Consider the following 21,418-nt stretch of genomic DNA (forward strand, 5'->3'; position numbering starts at 1 on the left):
CGATCAGCCTCCCACATTCAGTTGCGGAATCTTGGCAAACGCCTCGGCAATAAAATCCATAAACACGATCGCCCGCTTCGGCACCAGCCGGTTGGCCGCATACAGGATGTGCATGGGCACCGCAGGTGCGGAGAAGGCGCCCAGCACGATCTGCAGCTGCCCGGCCTTGAGCCCCTGCTCGAACAACCACTCCGGCCCCTGCCCGATGCCCAGGCCCGCGCTCACCGACTCGCGCGCGGCTTCCGGCGAATTGACCCGGATCCGGCCGGACACCGGCACCTCCACATCCTTGAAACGCCACGTCGCCCCGGAGGCCAGCAGGGTGTACAGCACGCAATCGTGCTGGCGCAGGTCGTCGGGCACGCGGGGCACGCCACGCTCGGCAAGATAGGCGTTGCTTGCCACGCACACGCGCTTGAACGTGCCGATCCGCCGTGCGCGCAGCGCGCTGTTTTCCAGGTGGCCAATGCGGATGGCGAGCTCCGCGCCCTCGTCGAGCAGATTGACGAAGCGGTCGTTGATCTGCAGATCCAGCTCCAGGCCCGGAAAGCGCCGCAAAAATTCCGGCACCAGCGGCATCACATAGTGGTGCGACAACGCCGTGGGGCAGGCCACCCGTAGCAAGCCGGACGGTTGCACGTTGTCGTGCAGCGCCATCTCCGACTCGCCTACTGCATCCAGGATGCGGCGCACCTCCGCGTAGTAGCGCTCGCCCTCCGGCGTCAGCACCAGCTTGCGGGTGGAGCGGTTGAGCAGCCGGGTGTGCAGGTGCTCTTCCAGCGCCGCCACGTGGCGGCTGACATTGGGCTGGCCCAGGCCCAGGTCGCGCCCGGCCGCTGAAAAGCTGCCGGTTTCCACCGCACGCGCAAAGCAGGTCATCAGCAGAAACCGGTCCATCGCCCATCCTCATTCATGCGCATACCGCATGAATGGTATGTGCCCGCGCGGTCTTCCGCCACATTCGGCATGGGCGCACGCTGCACCCCATCGAAGGCCGGCCACATGCGGCGGGCCTGCCACCCTCCCAGGAGCACCCCATGTCCCGTCTAGCAGGCAAACGCACCCTCATCACCGGCGGCACCAGCGGTATTGGCCTGGAAACCGCCCGCCAGTTCCTGGCCGAAGGCGCCCGCGTCATCGTCACCGGCAACAATCCCGAGTCCATCGCCAACGCCAAGGCCGCGCTGGGCGCCGAGGTGCTGGTGCTGCGGGCCGATTCGGCCAGCGTCGCCGCGCAGCAGCAGCTGGCGCAGGCGGTGCAGGCGCACTACGGCCAGCTCGACATCGCCTTCCTCAATGCGGGCGTGTCGGTATGGGCAGCGATCGAAGACTGGACCGAGCAGGCCTTCGACGCCTCCTTCGCCATCAACGTCAAAGGCCCGTACTTCCTCATGCAGGCGCTGCTGCCGGTGTTCGCCAACCCCGCCGCGGTGGTGCTCAACACCTCCATCAATGCGCATGTGGGCGCGGCCCGCTCATCGGTGTATGCGGCCACCAAGGCGGCGTTCCTGAGCATGACCAAGACCCTGTCCAGCGAACTGCTGGCGCGCGGCATCCGCCTCAACGCGGTCAGCCCCGGCCCGGTGGAAACCCCGCTGTACGACAAGCTCGGCATCCCCGCCGCGTACCGCGACCAGGTCAACCAGGACATCGCCGCCACCATCCCGCTCGGCCGCTTCGGCACCCCGGACGAAGTAGCCAAGGCCGTGCTGTACCTGGCCTCGGACGAATCCCGCTGGACGGTGGGCTCGGAACTCATCGTCGACGGCGGCCGCACGCTCAACGGCTGAGTGTTTCGAAGGCAGTAGCAGGCGAACGGCCACCCCACACCTCAAGCGCGACACCGAGCGCTGCAGTGTGGGTCCACGTTGCGGCGCAAGTGCCGCGACTCAATAATGCGCACGCCCTCTTCAGCGGATGACACGTGCGCGCTTTATTCGTCTATGCCGCTGTCCCCGCGATCCTGCTAACGGCGGTGGCAACCGCCCATGCAGCCCCTGCCGCTGAGTTATGCGAGGTCTTGCGCGCCTTTGTCGGTGCAGTACAGCCGGGCCAGGTGCGTAGTTTTGCGTTCCACACCTCATGGGGAACCAACTTCAAGCATGCGCAAGAGCAGGCGCTTTCCGCCAAACGGTGTGAGCACGGTGGCGACCCTGCCGCGCAGGCCGTCTGCGCCTACCTGATGCAGCATGGGCAAACAGAGCTTGCAGACGCCACGGTAATGGACTCGGTGGCCTGCCTAGCGAGCGGCACCACATTTGATAGCAGCCTGAGACTGCATCACGCCGAGCTGTCCTTTCGTCATGAGGCCATCAACGCAGGCGCGACGATCACAGTCACCTTTGGCGAAGAGACGGAACAGGGCGGCAGGGTGTTTCGACTTCAGGCAGAAGGCGACTAGCACCACCCTACATTTTGCTCAGAGGCGCAACGCGCATTCGAGATACCAAGCAACCGCTCACTAGCCGCGCGTGCGGTTGCGTCATGCGGCTGTGGAAGGTCCGCATCCGGGCACGTGCTACCGGCGCAACACGCCGGCATGCCGCGTCACTGAATCCGCAACGCCGCAATCTTGCCGCCCACCAGCTGGAACACATGCTCCAGCTGCAGCGGGCTCTGCGGGAAATCGCCAGACACCTGCGCGGTGACACTCACCTGCTCGCCCTGGGTGTGCACGCCAACCGGCACCGCACGATACGGCGTGGCGGCCTGCGTCTGTGCCAGCCAGGCCGCAATGGCGGCAGCGCCACGGTGCTGGCGGTGCTCGTCGTGCACCACCGCATCGTCGGCCAGGTGCGGCAGCAGCACGGCGGCATCGCCGGCGTTGCTGGCGGTAAAAAAGCAGGCAATGGCGGCGGGCAGGGCAAGCGACATGGTGGCGGTCCGGTGGAAACGGTATGCCATGATCGGCAGCGGCATCGCCTGCCGCAAGAACGCACGCAAAGGTAAGTCACGCACCCATGGGAAAGCCGCATACCCCGGACACCGCCGCGTGCGATGTCGAAGCCCTGCTCAAACTCATCGAAGGCCGCTGGAAACTGCTGCTGCTGTTTCACCTGTTCGACGGCAAGGTGCAGCGCTACTCGGACCTGGAGCGGCTGATTCCCGCCATCTCGCAAAAGATGCTGGCCCAACAGCTGCGCCAGCTAGAACGCGACGGCCTGGTGCTGCGCACCGTCTACGCGCAGGTACCGCCGCAGGTGGATTACCGCCTGACGGCATGGGGCCAGGCCCTGTGCCCCGCGCTGGACGCAATGCTCACCTGGGGCCAGGCGCGGCAGCCGTTGCCCGACACGTCGTCGCAGTAAACGCTTGGCGCACTGCTGTGCACGCCGGCCTTAAAACATCAGGCACTAGCGCCACGCATGTCGCCAGATAACTTGCCCAGCTAACACACCGGCGGTCTTGCGGTATCTGCCGTCTCGCGCGCTGCAACCAGACTTGTGCGGCCAACATAATCGGCCTAGTTTCGCCACGTCACCATTCGGTGGCGAGGAGGTCACACGCATGGCGACCAACGAGAAAACCGGCCCCAAAGCGGCCAAGGCCGCAAGCAAGGTCTTGCGTAGCGGCAGTACCGGCAAGGATTCAAAAACAGCGGCCGCGTCCGCTTTGAGTCAAGCACCGGACAAGAAAAGCAAAAAGAAGTAAGCGAGCGCTGCAGTAAATGAGTAGAGGCGTTCGCACAACGGTGGGCGTCTCTAGTCATGCAATTTAGTGCGTGCAATCACAGCGGATGACACCGCTGAGACAAAATGTCCGGTACCCCGCTGACAAAACCACTACTTAACGATAGGGTACAGGCTGGAACGGGGGTTTCATGCATGGAAAGCAGATGGGGAAGTACCGAGTTTACAGCTGTGCGGCCATTACCATGGCCGCTTGGGTTCGCTGTGGAGGTTGGCGCTTTATTCGCCATCTGTATGGGCGCGCTATGCCGCTGCCTCACCAGCGGCCCAATCGAACAAGAACTCAATCAAATATTAGTGAATCGCTCGCATCGCATGGATGATGGCGTGCATGTGTTTGCTGACCATGTTTGCTCCGCTTGTCGGCGGCTATCAGCAGTGCAACTACTCGATACTCGCACCACATGAGCTCTGCTACCAGCTTTTGCGCCCGTTGATACTACTGGTGAGCACACCCTCTTCTACCAAGGCTTCGCAGCGTAAAAAAAAATGGGTTGAGTCGAAGGCGGCATCAGCTATCAGAATAAGGAAATGGGATGATTGCCTCGGATGACGCAGTACACAGCATAAAAACTAAAATACCAGCCGCCAAATTTTCTGAGAATACCGATTCAGTTGAAATCGTCGTCTGTGTTGAAAAAGAAGTTGAAGGAAGCGCGACCCTGACAACCCTGGGGGAACGTGCGGGAAAGGTGACCAGCGCAGTTATAGAAATTGATGGCGTGAAAGTAGCCATCTGTTTTGAACGAAATTATAAAGTGGGTACATTCGAAAGAGCGCTTCACGCACCTTTAGCAGCAATCGAAAATGGGGTCTTGGATCTCGGGAAATCTGCAGAATGGAAACAGCATCCACACAAAGACGCCTTGGTCACCGGAAACAGAAGGGAGAAGGTGGCAGAGTCCTGGTGCGGGTACCCAGTCTTGAAAGAAGAATTAAGAAATAACCAAGGCGACGTAGTAAGAAAAGGTCTTCGGATTGCCCAAGCTGGTGCACTTCACGCAATCGCAGCACACTGGAGCGTAAAGAAAAATCATGCACTTGTAGTTTTGCCGACAGGAACTGGGAAGACAGATGTAATCATCGCAGCCGCTTTGCTCGCATCCGCAAAACGAACGCTTGTGCTAGTGCCTAGTGATGCTCTGCGCACACAAATAAAAAATAAGTTCATAAGTTTGGGAATATTAGAGGATGTTGGATCTATATCAGAAAGTTGTTTAAACCCTGTCGTTGGAGTTTTTAAGAAGAAACCTAAAGGTAGAGACGACTTTGAGCCGCTTATGCGGGCCAACGTCGTCATCACAACCACGCAAATGTTGCTAAATATTAGTTCATCACTATTGGGCGATTTTTTGGGAATATTCGATTTTATCGCTTTTGATGAGGCGCATCACCTGCCAGCTCCTTCTTGGACAAGAATTAGCAAGGCGATTGCGGACACAACAAAAGTGCTATCTCTAACTGCCACTCCATATAGGAACGATGGGAAACGACTTTCTGGCGAGCTTATTTATCAATTCCCCCTTAGAATTGCCCAGCAGTATGGATATTTTACAAAAATAGATGTTCTGAGAGTTGACCAGTCTGCATCTGAAATTGCGGATATAGACATAGCTAATGCAGCTGTAAGTACTTTGCGGAAAGATCAGCAGAACGGGTTCAAACACATTATTCTTGCGCGATCCAAGTCTATCGAGCACGCCGATAGAATTTTTGAAATTTACAATTCTATTGCGCCCGATTTGTCGCCCGTTCTTTTATATACGGGGTTAAGTGATGCAAAAAAAAATAAGGCAATATCGGCCCTAAGAAATTTGGAAAGCAGAGTAGTGGTATGTGTGGATATGCTCGGTGAAGGGTTTGACTTGTCGGCGTTAAAAATCGCTGCCATGCACGAGCTACATAAAAGTCTACCAGTCACCCTTCAGTTCATCGGTAGGTTTACCCGCGCTGCGGATGGAGTCGGGTCTGCAACTGTAGTAATAAATATGAGTGCGCCTATGGCGGGTACGGCCGTCTCAGATTTATTTGCGGAAGACGCGGACTGGAATGAGCTTGTTCCACAGCTCAGTGCGAGCGCAATCGATGCGGATATAGAGCTCCAAGATCTAGCCAAAAATCTTAGGCAAGTGGTTGCACCCGACGATAAGTTTTTTGAGGTATCTCTTCTTTCTCCTGGATTATCATTACTTTTGTATCAGGTCGGGAAGTTTGAACCAGGTTCACTAATCAAAGGCGTTGGAAGGAACTCAATATTACATCAGAGTTGGGTCGATCAAGATCGTGAAATAGTAATTGCGATCACTAGGGATTTTTCATCACCAGACTGGTCAAAGAGTAAAGAGGCTCTGGGATTTAGCTGGAACCTATTTATCGCTGCTTACGACTCGAATCGTCACATTCTAATGGTGAATAGTACTTTAGGAGCTAGTAGCAATCTTCGTCTTGTACGAGCCGTTGGTGGAAAAGATGCGTTTCAGATTGACGGCGAAAAAATGTTCAGGGTTTTTGACGGGCTCAGACGGGCAATTCTTCATAACGTAGGTCTTTACAAACGCGGACAAGTGCGATTTCAAATGACCGCGGGAATAGACGTGGGCGAACATGTTTCGCAGGCTGTTCAGGTGGGGAGCTCAAAATCTAATCTTTTTGCCGCAGGTTACGACGATGGTGTAAAAGAGACTATCGGTGCTTCGTTCAAAGGCAGCGTCTGGTCAATGACGTCGGCATCTATCCCTGCTTGGATATCCTGGGCAAAAAAGGTAACAACCAAAGTGTTTGACGCTAGCATAGCGACAAATAGTTTCCTATCCTTTACTCTAATTCCAGTTGAGATTAATTCGCCGCCTCAAGTGAGAGTTTTTTCTTGTATTCCACCAGACGAACTATTGCCTGGTAGCTATCACGGCGAAAAACACATTAGATATACTGGCTCGACCTCGACTGTTACTCAATCTTTCTTAGATTTCAATTTTAAATCAGCAGATAAAACTTCACTAAATTTTGAGGTCTCATCTGACGGGCGGGGCAGCGCCGTCTTCAAAATTACTTGGGCAAATGGATTTAAGATTTCTCGCGTATCGGGCCCGGATTTGTATATTCTGGATGACGGCCAAGAAGTTTCTCTTCAAGAATATCTATCCAAAAATCCTCCTTCTTTCATACTAGTTGACGGATCTGAATTAATAGGAAAATATCATTATAGATATTCATCTTCGCCTATCTACACTTATAGTTCCGCCTCTATGCAGGTTTTGGCCTGGGGGAAAACTAATATAGTTACAGAGTCAAAGTGGAAGGCCGGAGTTGCAAGAGCAAATTCGGTGCAAGGATTTATAATATCCATGCTGATTAATGGATCAAGTAATTATGTCATTGACGATGACGATAGCGGTGAGGTTGCTGACATAATCGCGATCGAAGTGGATCAATCGGCGAAAGTTCTCAATGTTTCTTTTTACCATTGTAAGTATTCTCATGGTTCTGCACCAGGCAGTAGAGTGGCTGACCTCTATGAAGTCTGTGGGCAAGCGATAAAGAGCTGCCGTATGGTTAACAGGCCAGAGGACTTGATTGGGCATATCCTGCGGCGCGAAAAAAAGCTTGGTGGGCGTCCATCACGATTCGAAAAAGGTAGCGAGTCAGAAATTATTTCTCTTCAGAAGACCGCATCAAATTACCGAATGAATTTAAATGTATATATTGTTCAGCCTGGGCTGTCTGCCAAGGCTCTTACGCCTGATCTCTCATCGATATTGGGTGCGGCAGATAATTTTGTTCTTGAATTTACGGGGCGTCGCCTCGGAGTAATTGGAAGCCGCTGAAGAAGTGAAAGCTGACGATTTTTAAACGGACCAGACCAATCGCTACCTGTTCAGTCCCAAGGGTTATGAGCATTACAAGGGATTTGTACCAAAACCTCCCGACACTGGAGTAAAGCAACTACGTTCAGCCATTCAAGTCTTCGAGTACATCGTCCACCTGCTCGGCCAGGTGTTGCAGGCAGTGCGCCCATTGCTGGAGTGGAATGGCCGGCATGCCCATGGCGCCTTCGTCGCGCGCGCGCGGTGTAGCCAAGGTAGCGAGCAGGCGCAGTTGGTCGCGTACGCGGAGCAGGTGGTATTGCGTGCCTTCGGACATCCAGTAACCGGGTTCGTCGTGCATGCCGCTCTCCTTGCCGTGAGGCAGCTCCCGCTGCACAACGCAGCGGGATGCCGGGAGGCTAGAAACCGCAGACAGCCGGCGGGCTTATTCCCCTTGCGGGTGTTGTATTCGCCGCCCTCCCGGCGCAAGAACGCCGAGCAGTGCCAGGCCAGATGGCCGAGCACAAAAAACCCACCAAGTTTTCGGAGGTGGGTGCCGCTGTCTGTGTGGAGTTTCTAGGCTCCGAGCGGAAGTGTGCGTGTGGCGGTGAGTTGGGTCAAGTTGAAGCGATGTCCGGCGCCCACATGTGCGGCTTTGCACGTAATTTTTCGAATGGACGTGCGACGGCAATGACGCACCAGTTATCAGTTGACACATCCCCAAACAGGTAGCAATCTCGGCTGCAAGGAGCCTAGAAACTCCTCAGACAGCGGTACCCACCTCCGTCAAACCGGTGGGTTTTTTGTGCCTGGACTTTTTGTACGAGTGCAGCCGACGCGATGCCTATGTCGGAGTGCAGCTAATGCAAAGATGTTTGGGAAAACAATTCTGAAGTCTGTCTATGGTTTCTAGCCTCCCGACATCCCGTCGCGTCGTGCGACGGGGCTTGTTCGTCAAGGAGGGCTTTGCCATGCGTCGGTCCACGTCCAGTCCCAAGCCATCGCGCAAGCGCGCCACGGTACCACCGCCTACCGAAGTCGTCTGGCGTTCGCTGGATCCCTCGATCCAGCCGCGGCGCTACCTCGAGCGCACGCCCATCCCCGAACCTCGCGCCGAACCCCGCACACCGCGGCGGCCCGGCCGCCCGCGTGCGCCGCAGCAGTGCACCGTCGGCTATGGGTACTATCCCGACAGTCACCAGCGCATTCCCACCCTGCGCCTGCGCGGCCGCTGGCTGGAACAATTGGGCTTTGCCATCGGCAGCAAGCTGCACATCCGCCAGCGCGATGGCGAACTGGTCATCAGCGTTGTAGACCGACACTGATCACGCCGCAGCGCATGCGCGCACCGCATGTGCCCGGCCCGTTGCTGGAGACGTCGCATGATGAGTGAGGGCATGACCGGCGCGTCGCGTGCAGACCGCCACGGTGTTATCGGCAAGACGGTCGCGGCGCGCGCGTACGCCGCAAGCGCGGTGCCGGTTGAGCGCTACGGCAGCCGCCCGTGGCGCCACCGCTGCGCCTACGCCGTGCGCGAGCTGCCGGCTCGCGCGCCCATGGCGGGCATCTACGCGCTTGGCCGCTTCACCACGCGCTGGCAGGTGCGCGAGGAGCGCGCGCCAGCCAGGGAACGCTTCGACCAGGCCGTGGTGCAGCTGCAGGCGGAGCTGCTCACCTACATGCGGCGGCGCCTGCGCGACCCGCACACCGCCGCTGACCTCGCCCAGGAAGCGCTGCTGCGCCTGCTGGCCTACCGCGACACGCCAGACATCCACAGCTACAAGCTGCTGCTGTACCGCATCGCCCACAACGTGGTGCTGGAGCATTGGCGCACGCGCCACCGCAGGCACGCCTCCCGCCACGTGCCGCTGGAGGGCAGCGAACCGCTCGCCGCCGCCGGCACGGCGGTGGACCAGCTGGTGGACGCCCGCCGCACCCTGCAGTACCTGCACACCCACACGCTGCCCGCGCTGCCGCCCAAATGCCGCCAGGCCTTCATGCTCAATCGCTTCGACGGCCTCACCTACCCGGAAGTCGCCGCCGTCATGGGCATCTCGGTCAAGATGGTGGAGAAACACATCAGCCGCGCCCTGGCCGCCTGCCGCGCGGCGGTGGGCGAGTAATATTGGGGCACTGCACAGGTCGGCGTCGGCAGCGAGTTCCGCTTTGACCCCCAATCTTTTTGCAGGATCGGAAAGTGGCGCAGTGAAAGAAACTGACAGCGATCGATGACTAAGTGCGGCCTATGCTAGGCCGCATTCCAACCAGCGCAACAGCAGTTAGGGTTCAAGAGACATATTATGGATGAGCGCAAATTCTTATCAGCACTTCTAGCACGCATGGATCGTCCGAATCCCCGGCTGCTTGCAACACGCTGGCCGTTAGTGTTGCTCAATCTGGCTTTTGTAGCGTTTATTATGCTTGTCTTTCAAATTGCTCAGGGCTACACAGTCCATCCAGTTGCTCTTGCACTAGGTTCTCTATCCTTGGGCCTTGTTGGCGCATGGGTAGGCTACGCTGCCTGCTGGGCGAGACAGTGGCCCCTGGTTCGTGGTCATCTCGATCGCCAAAGTTTACGCGCCCGGCTGGACGAGCTTAAGCCCAAAAAAGTCAATCAATCCGATGCCGCGCCGTGACACTTCACCCAAGCCAAGTCCGCTTCTTGCCTAGGCTTAACCTGCCAGGTGGGCACGAGCCAGGTTCAACCTCGTGGACTAGCATGTTGAACGAGCTAGTCGAAAATAGCCGCTTCGCGTCACTGCACAACTAATCAGGTAGCCGTGAAAGTTATTGACTCATTGATGGATGGGCTGGACCGCATCAGTTCCTTTGCGATGCTCTGCATAAACTCTGCATTGTGTGCGTTCGTACTCCTCGCGCATGGGGGTGCCTTGCTGCTGGTTAGCACCGGCAAGGTGCCCGAGATGGCGCAACGCGTTGCCATTGCCTATGTCTCTGTACCCGCTGTGATCATTGCCTTGGCATTCTCGGTGCTTGCGTTCATTCGCCGGGAAAAGCTTGGCACCACCCTCAAAGTCCATGCTGCGATACTCATCGGCCTTGCTGCCTACATGCTCTATGTTGGCCTTGAGGTAGTCTTCAATGGCGTACCACATGGCGCCGGATTCAGTTGGAATCCGATCCTGTTCGCCTTTGTACTGGGATATCCGCTCTTGCTGACCAAGCGGGCATTCTCGTGGCCAAGCTTCAACCGTGCGCCACTTCGTTTCGCTCCGCTGCTAGCGGTGGGGATTTCCTTGTTGATCAGTGCCGCCATTTATTGGCGTCTATTAGCCTCGTTTAGAGCCAGCGCAGCGTAGGCTTACTTACCCACCCTGACACCGCTGCCATCCACCCGCAGCGGCCGACACCTGCTCCCATCCATTGCGCAGCCGCTTCATCGCCTGCCCGCCCACACACGCATAGCCCAGCTGTTTGGCCTCTGCAGTCCCCAGCCCCGGCAGCGCAATGATGGAATCGGAAGGAGCGGGGCGCCCCTGGCTGCGCGCCTCATTACGCAGCATCATGTTCTCGATGCCCTGGCAGTAACGCACCATGCCCGGGTGCGGGTGCGCACGGTATTGCTCGCAATTGAAGGGCGTGGTGTCGCGCGCCATGGAGTTGTACGGCTGCCGTGTTGGCGGGATGTACTTGCTGTTCGCCTTACCTGTGGCCGAGCGCATGCTCTGCGCCGACAAGCCTTGTGCGCACGCAAGCAAGCACAGCGTTGTTAGTGCCAGCGCGACACGGCGCGCGGTGATGATCCTGTCCATGGTGTTCCCCCTGTACGCACCGATCCTAGACTACGCGCCGCGCACGCGGGTGGTTCAGCCCGCTTGGTGCCGAGCCGGGGGAACTGTCGCTGCACCACCCAGCGGGATGCGGGAGGAGGGTTCCATTTCGGAACATATGACCGCAGACGCGTAGCAGCGCGCAGGGGGCTCAGCTATCGGGCAGAGCCACCCCATGCTTCGCGCCTTGCCGTGCCTGCCGGTGCCGAGCAAATCGATGGCCTCACCGATGCATTGAAGACGCGTACCCAGCGATCTGGAACTAGCTTGCGGGTGAGGGTGCTGACCGGGAGTTGGTGCGGTACAGCCGCCCAGCTGGCAGCGTCCACCCTGTGTCGCGTTACTGCAGCGTTGCGTGGATGGCCGCTGCAGTTGGTGCATAGGGCGAGGGCGGCTGGCGCGCGGCGTTTTGCGTACCGAACGAAGCGAGCAGGAAGAGCAGCCCCAACGCGGCCGGTACCGCGCCCTTGGGCTTGCGCACACCCAGGTGCGCCATGCCCGACAACAGCAGGTGGTAGAACATGCCGGCGTAGGCCAGATCGCTCAACGCGGTGTTGAAGCGCCACACAATCGCCACCGGGCCCAGGATCTTGATGACGATCATCCAGGGCACCAGCAACGGTGCCGAATACCCCAGCTCGGCTTGCGCCTTGCGCACGAACTCGCCCTTGGCCAGATACATGCCGGCAGAAGCCAGGTACAACAGGCACAGCAATGCGGTACTGATCCAGTAAATAGAAATGCTCATGGTGTTTGCCAGTCAATATTTAAATGCAACCGGCCATCAGAATGTCGCCTAAGATATCGATTGAAAAGTAGGATGAATCACCAGGGCCTAGTATGAAAAAGCAGACCATTGAGGACGGCGAGCGCAACATGCACGAACAGATGCGCCGTGCATTTGCGTTGCTGTCTGGCAAATGGAAGCTGGAAATCATGTGGCTGCTCAATCAGCGCGTGTATCGCTTTGGCGAGCTGCGCAAGGCCATCCCCGGTGTTACCCAGCACATGCTCACGGCGCAATTGCGCGAGCTGGAAGCAGATGGCCTGATCACGCGCACCGTGTTTGCGCAGGTGCCACCGCGCGTGGAATACACCATCACGCCAAAGGCGCGCGGACTGGGCCCAACGATGGAAGCGCTGACCGCGTGGTGGCAGCAACATGGCAAAAGCGTTGCGAAGCGGCCCGCTGCACGCGGGCGCAAGCCCCGCGTTTAGGACGCAGCCCAGGGAGTGCGTTGTGCGCGTGCACGTGGCTTGATCATTGTTGCGGCGACGTGCAAACAATCCTGACCGTCAGCCTGGTAAATCAAACACCATTTCCAAAGCCCAAAACGCCAACGCCCCGATCATGTCGGGGCGTCGGTGCGATCTCTCGCCGAAGTGGAATCCATCGTCTACGTCGTCATGCGTGACGCCTGACGGCCGATCCACTGCTTCAGCGCGGCGGGCGTAATGCCTGCCTATAGTGCTGACTTGCCAGCGTTACTTGGCGGCGTCGCGCACTTTGTCGGCGACCTGGCCAGCCTTGTTCTGCACCTTGCCGACATTCTTTTCGGCAGCGCCTTCCAGCTCGGTGCTCTTGTCGCCGGTGACACGGCCAACGGTTTCCTTGATGGAACCCTTGACCTGCTTGGCGGTACCTTCGATACGGTTCTTGTCCACGGGGTGCCTCATACGGTTGGGGATGTTGCAGCCCAGTCTGTACCCGCAGGACGTGAGTGCGACGTGGGCATGCCGTCATCCCCGCGTCAGCACGCCCAACTGCCGCGCGCGGCGCCACCGCGGGGCACGCGCGTGTCTGCACGGCTTGCTGAGGTCGCTGCGTGCCACAATGCGCGCACTTTCCGCCAGGCAATGCCGTCACGTGAGCACACAGCGCCCCGCCACCGAGTCCGCCGGCCTGGAGTTTCTTGCGGGGGGCGGCGAGATGGGCGCGTTGATGCGCGCTCACGATTGGGCCGCCACGCCGCTGGGCGCACCGGAGACCTGGCCGCAGTCGCTGCGCTCGTCGTTGTCGGTGGTGCTCAACTCCACCCTGCTCGGTGCAGTACTGTGGGGGCCGGAGCTGCGCCTGCTCTACAACGACGTGTACGTGCAATCGATGGGCGACCGTCATCCGCAGGCGCTGGGCCAGCCGGTGACCGAGGTGTGGAAGGAAACCTACGCGCCGATCGCGCAGGCCTTCGCCCGGGTGATGCAGACCGGTGAAGGCTTCGGGCAGGAAGTGATTACCTTGCCGATGCTGCGCAACGGCGTCAGCGAGATGACCTACTGGAATGCCACCGCCTCGCCGATCCGCGGCGAAGACGGCAGCATCGTGGGGCTGATGAATATCGCCATCGAAACCACCGCGCAGGTGGCGGCCGAGCGCAACCGCGACATCCAGCACGCGATGTTGAGCAACGAGAACACCCACCTGGTGCACGAGGTGGTCAACCGCACCAGCGAGCGCGATCGCGCGCTGGAGGCGGAAACCGTGGCGCGCCGCAACGCCGAGCGCGTGCAGCTGGCGCTGGCGGCCGGGGCGATCATCGGTACCTGGATCTGGGACCTGCCCACCGACGCGTTTTCGGTGGACGAGGCGTTTGCGCAGAACTTCGGCTTCGATCCGTCCACCAGCCGCACCGGCCTGTCGCTGGAGCAGGTGATCCAGACCGTGCACCCGGACGACCGCGAGGGGCTGCGCGTGGCGATTGGCGAAGCGCTCGCCCGTGGCGGTGCCTACGCGCACCAGTACCGGGTCAAGCGGCGCGACGGAAAGTACTACTGGCTGGAAGCCAATGGCCGGGTCGAAAAGGGCGCCGATGGCACGCCGCTGCGCTTTCCCGGTGTGCTGCTGGACATTGAGGCGCGCCACGCGCTGTCGGAAGAGCGCGACCGCGCGCTGGCGGCACTGCGCGAGCTGAGCGACACGCTGGAGCAGCGGGTCACCGAGCGCACGCGCGAGCTGATGACGGTGGAAGAAGCGCTGCGCCAATCGCAGAAGATGGAAGCGGTGGGGCAGCTCACCGGCGGGTTGGCGCACGACTTCAACAACCTGCTGGCGGGCATTTCCGGCGCGCTGGAGCTGATGAGCCTGCGCATCGAACAAGGCCGCTTCCGCGACCTGGAGCGTTACGTGGCCACCGCGCAGGGCGCCACCACGCGCGCGGCCGCGCTGACCCACCGGCTGCTGGCATTCGCGCGGCGGCAGACGCTGTTGCCCAAGCCGACCAACGTCAACCGGCTGGTGGTGGACATGCTGGAGCTGATCCAGCGCACGGTGGGCCCGGGGATCTGCGTGGAAAACCTTGCCGCGGCCGAGCTGTGGCTGGCCCTGGTGGATGCGCCGCAGCTGGAGAACGCGCTGCTCAACCTGTGCATCAACGCGCGCGATGCGATGCCCGACGGCGGGCGCCTGTGCGTGCAGACCAGCAACCGCCGGATCGACCGCGAGATGGGCCAGCAGCTGGGCATGCCGGAAGGCCACTACCTGTCGCTGTGCGTGAGCGATACCGGCACCGGCATGCCGCCGGACGTGGTGGCGCGCGCGTTCGATCCGTTCTTCACCACCAAGCCGATCGGCGAGGGCACCGGCCTGGGCCTGTCGATGATCTACGGGTTTGCCAAGCAATCCGGCGGGCAGGTGCGCATCCATTCGGAAGTGGGCAAGGGCTCGACGGTGTGCATCTACCTGCCGCAGCATGCCGGTGCCGACGACAGTAGCGATGGCGGTGCCGCCACGCTGGAACTGGCGCCCTCGCTGGCCGGCGAAACCGTGTTGATCGTCGACGACGAACCGTCCATCCGCCTGCTGTTCACCGAGGTGCTGGAAGAGCTGGGCTACACCGTGCTGGAAGCCGGCGACAGCGCCACCGGGCTGGGCATCCTGCAGTCGCCGGCTCGCATCGACCTGCTGATCAGCGACGTGGGCCTGCCCGGCGGCATGAATGGCCGGCAGATGGCCGATGCCGCGCGCGTGGGCCGGCCCAGGCTCAAGGTGTTGTTCATCACCGGCTTTGCCGAACACGCGCAGTTGAACGACCGCCACCTGGAACCGGGCATGGCGGTGCTGGCCAAGCCGTTCAGCGTCAGCCTGCTGGCGGCGCGGGTCAAGGAGATGATTGCGAGCGAGTGCTGAGCGGTGGCGCTGCGCATGCGCCTGTCAGGGCGGGTGCGTGTGCCCGGCCTGCGGCGACCGGGCCGGCCTCACTCCACGCTGGCGGCGACCAGCCGTTGCCAGAGCGCGGCATTGGCCGCGTGGTCTGGCTCCAGCGTGGACAGCACACTGAGCGCATGCTCCTCCTGCTCGGCGCCGTGGCGGGCGAGCATGGCTAGCGCGGCGGCCAGCCGGCCGTAACGCAATGCCATGCCGAGTGAGGTGGTGAGCAGGGTGGTGTCGTGCTCGGGGCGTTGCTCGTCCAGCGCGGTGCCCAGCGCGGCGGGCAGGTCCCAGGTGGTGGCAATGGTCTTGGCGACTGCGGCGGTGTGGCGCTCGACCAGCGCGGCGGCCACTTCCAGGCTGTAGGGCAGGCTCGGGCGCTCGGCATAGGTATCGCGCAGCACGCGCAGGATCACCACCGCGCCCAGGCCTTGCAGCAGGCCGGCCAGCTGCGCCGACAAGGTGTCGCCACCGCGCTCGCGCATGTAGGCGGCTGCGGCGGCGGCAGTCCGCAGGGCGTAGTCCCACACCGCGGCCGACAGGCGCGCGTACAGGCCGCCCTCCAGGCTCAGCACCGGCTGCATCACCGCGGCGGCGACGATTTGGCGCACGCCCTCGGTGCCGATATGCACCACGGCCCGCTCCAGGCTTTCCAGCGGGCCGCCCTGCGGGCGATACAGCGCGCTGTTGGCGATGCGCAGCAGGTTGGCGGCCAGCGCCGGGTCCTGCGCGATGATCGCGGCGATGCCGCGACCGGAAGCATCCGGGTCGTTGACCGCGCGCATCAGCTGCGGCAACAACTGCGGGCGGCGCGGTAACAGCTGCGGGCGCAGGTCCACGTGGTCGAGCGCAGCGCCGACCGCCGCCAGCACCGCGGCCTGGGCCGGGTCGGTCGGCAGGTGGCCGTCGGCCAGCGCCGGGGTGGACATCACCGCGGCATACATGCGGCGCAGCAGCGGCTGCATCGGTGGCGGCCCGGACGGCAGGGGCTGTGCTGCAGCGGCGGCATGCGCCTGGGCCTGCGGCGGCGCCGGCACCTGCTCAGCCGCCGGCTGCGGCACGTGCGGCGCTGGTGCGGCATGCGTGACGGTGGCAGACGCGGCAGAGGCAGCCGTGGTGCGCGCGCGCTGGCGCAGCAGCAGCCAGGCGACGACGCCGGCGAGTCCCAGGCCGGCAAGCAGTCCGGCAGCAAGCAGCAACACAATCACAAAGGTCCAGGAGTCGTCCGATCGGTGCAGCGACTATCCGCGAAGCCGGTGTTGACGGCAATGCAGGCATGCGGCGGCGTGCGATGCCAATGGCGCCCGCCACGCGCGCGCCAGGCCCGGACAACGGCAATGACCTGCTGCACTGCAGCGATGAGTAGGGTGTCTTCAAGTTGACCGCTGCGCTGCACGTGGCGCTAACGCCGCAGGCCGCACTATGCGTCACCAGCTGTGCAGCCCTAGAGCATCTAGGCAGCTTAAAGGGTGCAGGCATCCGCAGTTGGACCACTTTCGATACCAAGACACCGCGCACTGCGCGGTGTCTTCGTTTGTGGATGGCGATGGGCACGCGCGCGGCATCGCTTGCGGCGGCATTGCGGCACAGGCGCGCTACAGCGTGCCCTGTTTCCACAGCCGCACGATCGCGGCCGGTGCATGCTCTTCGGGGATGCGCAGCGGTTCGCTGGCACCGTCCCAGGCAATGCTGAAATAACGGCGGTCGCCGCCACCGGCCTGCGGGCGCGGCAGCGCATGCACCAGGCACTGGTCCAGCAAGGTGCGCAGCTGCAGGCGCTGCGCCTCGTCCAGGTCATCCATCACCAGCTGGCGTTCGCGCCGCATGGCGGGGAAGGCGGCCACCCCGCCCTCGCGTGCCAGCCGCAAGGTCACGCCTGCATCCACCGGTGGACGCTGTGGACTCATGCCAGCACGCCCACGTCGCGCCAGGCCTGTTGCACCGCGGTTGCCTCGGCACTGCCGGCGCCGTAGTCCGCACCGGCAATGCTGACGGTGAGCGCGGCAAAGGTGGCGAAGTCCGCACCGGCGGCCAGGTTGCCGCCGCTGAGCGCGCGGTACCAGATGCGCCCGGCCTTCTCCCAGGCGTAGCCACCGATGGCCACGGCCGCGCGATAGAACGCGTGATTGGGAATGCCGGAGTTGTAGTGCACGCCGCCATCGTCCTCTTGTGTGTCGACGTAGCCGGCCATGCTGGCCGGTTGCGGATCCTTGCCCAGGGCCGGGTCATCGTACGCCGTGCCGGGCGCGCGCATCGAACGCAGGCCCACGCCGTTGATGCCGGGCATCAACAAGCCGGCGCCGATGATCCAGTCTGCCTCGCTTGCCTGCTGCTGCAAGGAGTACTGCTTGATCAACACGCCGAACACATCCGACAGCGACTCGTTCAAGGCACCGGACTGGCCCTGGTAGATCAGGTTGGCGGTGCGCTCGGTCACGCCGTGGGTCAGCTCGTGGCCCACCACGTCGATGGCGATGGTGAAGCGGTTGAAGACCTCGCCATCGCCATCGCCGAACACCATCTGCTCGCCGTTCCAGAAGGCGTTGTCGTAGCCACGCTCGTAATGCACGGTGCCGATCAACGGCATGCCGTCGCCGTCGATGGAATTGCGCCCGTACACCGTCTGGAAGAAGTCGTGCGTGGCGCCGAGATAATCGTAGGCCTCGGTCACCGCCACATCGTCGGTGGCGGCAGCGCCTTCGGCACGCACCAGGGTGCCGGGTAGTGCGGTGCCTTGTTGGGCGTCGTAGATCTGCCGCTGCACGGCCTGCACGGTAGGCGTGCTGGCAGCATCGGCGGCCAGCGCCTGGGCCCGTGCGAGCAGGCCGAGCGCGCGCTGCTGGCGCAGCTGCGCGGTGATCTGCCGCGACAGCAGCGCGCACTGGCGCGCACGCTCGGGCGCGGCCTGGGCCACATGGTCCAGCAGGTACGGCGGCAGGATGCCGGCACGGCGTGGCGTGACGAATGCAGACATAAGCGACCTCCACAATGGGCTGCGCCCGCGACTATGCCGAGGCCGGCTTTAGGAATTCGTTAGGCCGGCGCACGGTGCACCGCGCGCAGGCATCGCGATAGGCCTGGCGTTCATTCCAGCTGCGACAAGGCCTGCTGGATCGGCGTCTGCCCGTCGATGAAGCCCACCGTCTTGCCGATGGTGGCCGGCATGGCCAGTGCCGCGGCGATGACCTGCGCCACGTTGGCGCGCGACACGCCGCCATCGGCATCGCTGCCCGGATCGCGGGTGATGCGGCCGCTTGGCGGCTCCTGCGTGAGCCGCCCCGGCCCCAGCACGGTCCAGTCCAGCGGGGTGGTGCGCAGCTGCGCATCGGCGGCGGCCTTGGCCTGCGCGTAGGCGAAGAAGCCATCGTCTGGGCCGACGCCGTGTTCCAGCCCGGCCCCGAGATAAGACACCATCACGTAGCGGCGCACGCGTGCCTGCGCGGCGGCATGCATCGACCGGATCGCCGCATCGCGGTCCACCGCATAGGTGCGCGCCGCATTGCCGCCACCGGCGCCGGCCGACCACACCACCGCATCGTGGCCGGCCAGTTGCTCGGCGATCGCATCGGTGTCGGCCTGTTCGATATCGAACACCTGCGGGGTGGCGCCGTCGGCAATCACATCGTCTGCGTGTGCAGGATTGCGAAACAGTGCGGTGACCGAGTGCCCACCACGCACCAGCAACGGCGTCAGCAGACGCGCGACCTTGCCATGGCCACCGATCACGACGATACGCGACATTCCAACCTCCAAGACGGTGCGCCATCACGGCGCGGGCTGCACGCATCCTCGCCAACCTGGCGCTAAGGCAGCGTGGATGGCGTGGACAGGCGCTCCGTATGCGCATGCACTTGCAGGTGCGTGGATTCGATGCAGCGGGTGCTTGCGTAGTGCGGCGCCATGGCGATCGCCCTGCGCATCACGCGAGCAGGCGCGTGCGAGGCACCGCATCGACTTGCGGCATCGCGCAGCCTTGCCGGCATCCTCGCCACCGGCATGCAGGGCGCAGATGCACCACCTGCCTGCCGCACATCTGGGACACTACGCGCCACAACGTCCGGAATGCCTATGTCCAACTCAATCGATACCGACCTACGTCCACGCGTTGGCTGCGGCGCGTTTATCCGCCGCGCCGATGGCCGCCTGCTGCTGGTGCAGCGCGGGCGTGCGCCCGAGCAAGGCCATTGGGGCCTGCCCGGCGGCAAGGTGGACTGGATGGAAACGGTGGAACACGCGGTGGTGCGCGAAGTGCTGGAAGAAACCGGCCTGCACGTGCAACTGCAAGGCGTGCTGTGCATCGTCAGCTACTTCGAGCCGGACCTGACGCCGCCGCAGCATTGGGTTGCGCCGGTGTATCTGGCCGCGATCCAGGGCAGCGAGCACGCCGAGCGCCGCGAGCCCGAGGCGATCGCCGACATCGGCTGGTTCGCACTGGACGCACTGCCGTCGCCACTAACCACCTCCACGCTGCAGGCATTGCAGCATCTGCCACCGACTGCAGCGTCGACACCTGCCTGAGCGCAGCGCTTTGTGCATGCGTCGATGCACCGGCGCACGCCGTGGCGGTGCCGTTGATCGCGATGTCGATGTCCGCCGGATGCAAGCAAACGCATCCACCTGCCTGCGATAGAGAACGCTAGCGCACGCTTGATGCGATGGTCCGATTGCACGCTGTGGTGTGCGTAGTTGCAGCATTTTCGTTACATCGCGTCGTTACATGCAGCGCCATTGTCTGCACGCGATGCAAGCCGGCCGCTGACGGTATCCTTGGCGGTTCGACTTGCCTGGGAGGGCACTGCATGACACGTCATTGGTTGAACAAGACGCTGGCGCTCACATTGATCTGTACCGCGTGCAGCGTGCACGCAATCGCCGCCGAGCCGGCACCACCGGCGGCCGCATCGGCCCCCGATGGCATCCGGCATGTGCCTGCGTTCGACCTGCCGGTGTCGGAATATCTGAGCCCGGCTGCGCGTGCGCATATGGCCGCCGGGGTGGCCCGTGCCGATCCGTTGGACAAGGCCGACAACGCCACCTTGCTCAAGCAATTGCCGAGCATCCGCGCCGACACCGAGCGTTGGGCCAAAGGCGTGATTGCGCAGCTGCGCACGCGCTACGCGGTGGAGATCACGCCCGAAACCTGGAACGGTGTGCCGGTGCTGCGGGTGGAGCCGCGCACGCGCACACCCGAGCAGGCCAAGCGCATGTTGATCGAACTGCATGGCGGTAGCTTCGTGATGGGCAGCGCGGCCTCGTTCGGCTTGATGGAAGCCATTCCGCTGGCGGCGATGACCGGCATGACCGTGGTCGCGGTGGATTACCGCATGGGGCCTGAGCACCATTTCCCGGCTGCCAGCGAGGATGTGGCGGCGGTGTATCGCGCCGCGCTCAAGAGCTATGCGCCAGAGCGCATCGGCCTGTTCGGTTGTTCGGCCGGCGGCGTGCTCACCGGTGAATCGCTGGCGTGGTTTGCCAAGGAAAAGTTGCCGATGCCGGCGGCGGCCGGGCTGTTCTGCGCCGCAGGCGATGCGCGCTACCGCGGCGATTCGCGCATTGTGGTGGCGGCAGTCAACGATGCCTTGTTGCCGGACAAGGCCGGTGCGTTGCCGATCTGGGAAGACCTGTACTACGGCGACAACGTGGACTTCCACGATCCGCTGGTGTCGCCGGTGTTTTCCGATGCGGTGCTGCAGCAGTTCCCGCCAACGCTGTTTCTGACCGCCACGCGTGCTGCCGAGCTGAGCAATGCCGCCTACACGCATGCGCGCCTGGTGGATCTGGGCCGCGAATCGGACCTGCATGTGTGGGATGGCTTGGGGCACGCCTTCCACCTCACCAATGCACTGCCGGAGAGCCAGCAGGCGCTGCGGGTAGCCGCGCGTTTCTTCAGCAAGCACCTGGGCCTGCCGCCTCCGCCGCTGGCCGCACCACGCTAACGCCACGCTGACACCGGCTAGGCGCGGCGCTTACATCCTCTCACCTAGGTTGAGG

At 62.1% G+C, this 21,418-nt stretch carries 23 protein-coding genes; 13 read left to right on the top strand and 10 right to left on the bottom strand.

The features are described from left to right. Window positions 1-3: 3 nt before the first annotated feature. Window positions 4-897, bottom strand: a complete 894-nt coding sequence (locus tag ABQ137_RS00715; protein WP_184609645.1) for a LysR family transcriptional regulator — start codon at window positions 895-897, stop codon at window positions 4-6. Window positions 898-1,037: 140 nt separating this feature from the next. Here ABQ137_RS00715 and ABQ137_RS00720 point away from each other — a divergent pair, with 140 nt between their 5' ends. Continuing rightward, complete coding sequence (locus ABQ137_RS00720; protein WP_349780945.1) at window positions 1,038-1,790, top strand: SDR family oxidoreductase; 753 nt, start codon at window positions 1,038-1,040, stop codon at window positions 1,788-1,790. A gap of 134 nt (window positions 1,791-1,924) precedes the next feature. Next, complete coding sequence (locus ABQ137_RS00725; RefSeq protein WP_349780946.1) at window positions 1,925-2,401, top strand: hypothetical protein; 477 nt, start codon at window positions 1,925-1,927, stop codon at window positions 2,399-2,401. Between the two features lie 146 nt (window positions 2,402-2,547). Here ABQ137_RS00725 and ABQ137_RS00730 read toward each other — a convergent pair whose 3' ends face one another. After that, window positions 2,548-2,874 (bottom strand): nuclear transport factor 2 family protein, encoded by a 327-nt coding sequence (locus ABQ137_RS00730; RefSeq protein WP_349780947.1) that lies wholly within the window; start codon window positions 2,872-2,874, stop codon window positions 2,548-2,550. Between the two features lie 86 nt (window positions 2,875-2,960). Here ABQ137_RS00730 and ABQ137_RS00735 point away from each other — a divergent pair, with 86 nt between their 5' ends. The 3 genes from ABQ137_RS00735 to ABQ137_RS00745 all read left to right on the top strand — a co-directional run bounded on the left by ABQ137_RS00735 (window position 2,961) and on the right by ABQ137_RS00745 (window position 7,513). Next, entirely contained in the window at window positions 2,961-3,308 is a 348-nt protein-coding gene (locus ABQ137_RS00735; RefSeq protein WP_349780948.1) for a winged helix-turn-helix transcriptional regulator, read from the top strand. A gap of 199 nt (window positions 3,309-3,507) precedes the next feature. Next, window positions 3,508-3,651 carry a hypothetical protein gene (locus ABQ137_RS00740; protein WP_181109670.1) on the top strand — a complete coding sequence of 48 codons (144 nt, stop codon included), beginning with the start codon at window positions 3,508-3,510 and terminating at the stop codon, window positions 3,649-3,651. Window positions 3,652-4,225: 574 nt separating this feature from the next. After that, the gene (locus ABQ137_RS00745) at window positions 4,226-7,513 is read left to right on the top strand and encodes a DEAD/DEAH box helicase (RefSeq protein ID WP_349780949.1); all 3,288 of its coding nucleotides are present in this window, start codon (window positions 4,226-4,228) and stop codon (window positions 7,511-7,513) included. A gap of 124 nt (window positions 7,514-7,637) precedes the next feature. On the opposite strand, the gene ABQ137_RS00750 is transcribed toward ABQ137_RS00745, so the two are convergent. Continuing rightward, window positions 7,638-7,853 (bottom strand): XAC0095 family protein, encoded by a 216-nt coding sequence (locus ABQ137_RS00750; protein WP_349780950.1) that lies wholly within the window; start codon window positions 7,851-7,853, stop codon window positions 7,638-7,640. A gap of 610 nt (window positions 7,854-8,463) precedes the next feature. Between ABQ137_RS00750 and ABQ137_RS00755 the strand changes: the two genes are divergently transcribed. The 4 genes from ABQ137_RS00755 to ABQ137_RS00770 all read left to right on the top strand — a co-directional run bounded on the left by ABQ137_RS00755 (window position 8,464) and on the right by ABQ137_RS00770 (window position 10,812). Then, entirely contained in the window at window positions 8,464-8,817 is a 354-nt protein-coding gene (locus tag ABQ137_RS00755; protein WP_349780951.1) for a SymE family type I addiction module toxin, read from the top strand. A 60-nt stretch (window positions 8,818-8,877) separates the two neighbouring features. Continuing rightward, the gene (locus ABQ137_RS00760; RefSeq protein ID WP_349780952.1) at window positions 8,878-9,615 is read left to right on the top strand and encodes an RNA polymerase sigma factor; all 738 of its coding nucleotides are present in this window, start codon (window positions 8,878-8,880) and stop codon (window positions 9,613-9,615) included. A 177-nt stretch (window positions 9,616-9,792) separates the two neighbouring features. After that, on the top strand, window positions 9,793-10,128 hold the full coding sequence (locus tag ABQ137_RS00765) for a hypothetical protein (protein WP_115510107.1): 336 nt from the start codon (window positions 9,793-9,795) through the stop codon (window positions 10,126-10,128). A gap of 144 nt (window positions 10,129-10,272) precedes the next feature. Beyond that, the gene (locus ABQ137_RS00770) at window positions 10,273-10,812 is read left to right on the top strand and encodes a hypothetical protein (RefSeq protein ID WP_167763428.1); all 540 of its coding nucleotides are present in this window, start codon (window positions 10,273-10,275) and stop codon (window positions 10,810-10,812) included. Between the two features lie 6 nt (window positions 10,813-10,818). Here ABQ137_RS00770 and ABQ137_RS00775 read toward each other — a convergent pair whose 3' ends face one another. Both ABQ137_RS00775 and ABQ137_RS00780 read right to left on the bottom strand, forming a co-directional pair. Further along, on the bottom strand, window positions 10,819-11,265 hold the full coding sequence (locus ABQ137_RS00775) for a hypothetical protein (RefSeq protein ID WP_184380659.1): 447 nt from the start codon (window positions 11,263-11,265) through the stop codon (window positions 10,819-10,821). 358 nt (window positions 11,266-11,623) lie between these two features. Further along, window positions 11,624-12,031, bottom strand: a complete 408-nt coding sequence (locus tag ABQ137_RS00780) for a DoxX family protein (RefSeq protein ID WP_102596585.1) — start codon at window positions 12,029-12,031, stop codon at window positions 11,624-11,626. 92 nt (window positions 12,032-12,123) lie between these two features. Between ABQ137_RS00780 and ABQ137_RS00785 the strand changes: the two genes are divergently transcribed. After that, window positions 12,124-12,501: a winged helix-turn-helix transcriptional regulator gene (locus ABQ137_RS00785; RefSeq protein WP_349780953.1), complete on the top strand. Its 378-nt coding sequence runs from the start codon at window positions 12,124-12,126 to the stop codon at window positions 12,499-12,501. Between the two features lie 267 nt (window positions 12,502-12,768). Here the strand turns inward: ABQ137_RS00785 and ABQ137_RS00790 are convergent, their stop codons facing one another. Beyond that, on the bottom strand, window positions 12,769-12,948 hold the full coding sequence (locus ABQ137_RS00790; protein ID WP_016902944.1) for a CsbD family protein: 180 nt from the start codon (window positions 12,946-12,948) through the stop codon (window positions 12,769-12,771). A gap of 169 nt (window positions 12,949-13,117) precedes the next feature. Here ABQ137_RS00790 and ABQ137_RS00795 point away from each other — a divergent pair, with 169 nt between their 5' ends. Continuing rightward, the gene (locus ABQ137_RS00795; protein ID WP_349780954.1) at window positions 13,118-15,406 is read left to right on the top strand and encodes an ATP-binding protein; all 2,289 of its coding nucleotides are present in this window, start codon (window positions 13,118-13,120) and stop codon (window positions 15,404-15,406) included. Window positions 15,407-15,474: 68 nt separating this feature from the next. On the opposite strand, the gene ABQ137_RS00800 is transcribed toward ABQ137_RS00795, so the two are convergent. The 4 genes from ABQ137_RS00800 to ABQ137_RS00815 form a co-directional block, all read right to left on the bottom strand. Next, window positions 15,475-16,635, bottom strand: a complete 1,161-nt coding sequence (locus ABQ137_RS00800; protein ID WP_349780955.1) for an HDOD domain-containing protein — start codon at window positions 16,633-16,635, stop codon at window positions 15,475-15,477. Window positions 16,636-17,022: 387 nt separating this feature from the next. Beyond that, complete coding sequence (locus ABQ137_RS00805; protein ID WP_026064425.1) at window positions 17,023-17,334, bottom strand: protealysin inhibitor emfourin; 312 nt, start codon at window positions 17,332-17,334, stop codon at window positions 17,023-17,025. Then, complete coding sequence (locus tag ABQ137_RS00810; RefSeq protein WP_349780956.1) at window positions 17,331-18,401, bottom strand: M4 family metallopeptidase; 1,071 nt, start codon at window positions 18,399-18,401, stop codon at window positions 17,331-17,333. Before ABQ137_RS00810 ends, ABQ137_RS00805 begins: the two co-directional genes overlap by 4 nt. Before the next feature lie 110 nt (window positions 18,402-18,511). After that, window positions 18,512-19,168, bottom strand: a complete 657-nt coding sequence (locus tag ABQ137_RS00815; RefSeq protein WP_184381371.1) for an SDR family oxidoreductase — start codon at window positions 19,166-19,168, stop codon at window positions 18,512-18,514. A 321-nt stretch (window positions 19,169-19,489) separates the two neighbouring features. Between ABQ137_RS00815 and ABQ137_RS00820 the strand changes: the two genes are divergently transcribed. Together ABQ137_RS00820 and ABQ137_RS00825 are read left to right on the top strand one after the other, a co-directional pair. Next, window positions 19,490-19,945 carry an NUDIX hydrolase gene (locus tag ABQ137_RS00820; RefSeq protein WP_184380669.1) on the top strand — a complete coding sequence of 152 codons (456 nt, stop codon included), beginning with the start codon at window positions 19,490-19,492 and terminating at the stop codon, window positions 19,943-19,945. Window positions 19,946-20,226: 281 nt separating this feature from the next. Then, window positions 20,227-21,363, top strand: coding sequence for an alpha/beta hydrolase (locus tag ABQ137_RS00825; RefSeq protein WP_260214081.1), 1,137 nt, complete (start codon window positions 20,227-20,229; stop codon window positions 21,361-21,363). Window positions 21,364-21,418 lie beyond the last annotated feature (55 nt).

This window comes from Xanthomonas sp. WHRI 8393 (assembly GCF_040203315.1).
Classification (GTDB): Bacteria; Pseudomonadota; Gammaproteobacteria; order Xanthomonadales; family Xanthomonadaceae; genus Xanthomonas; species Xanthomonas arboricola.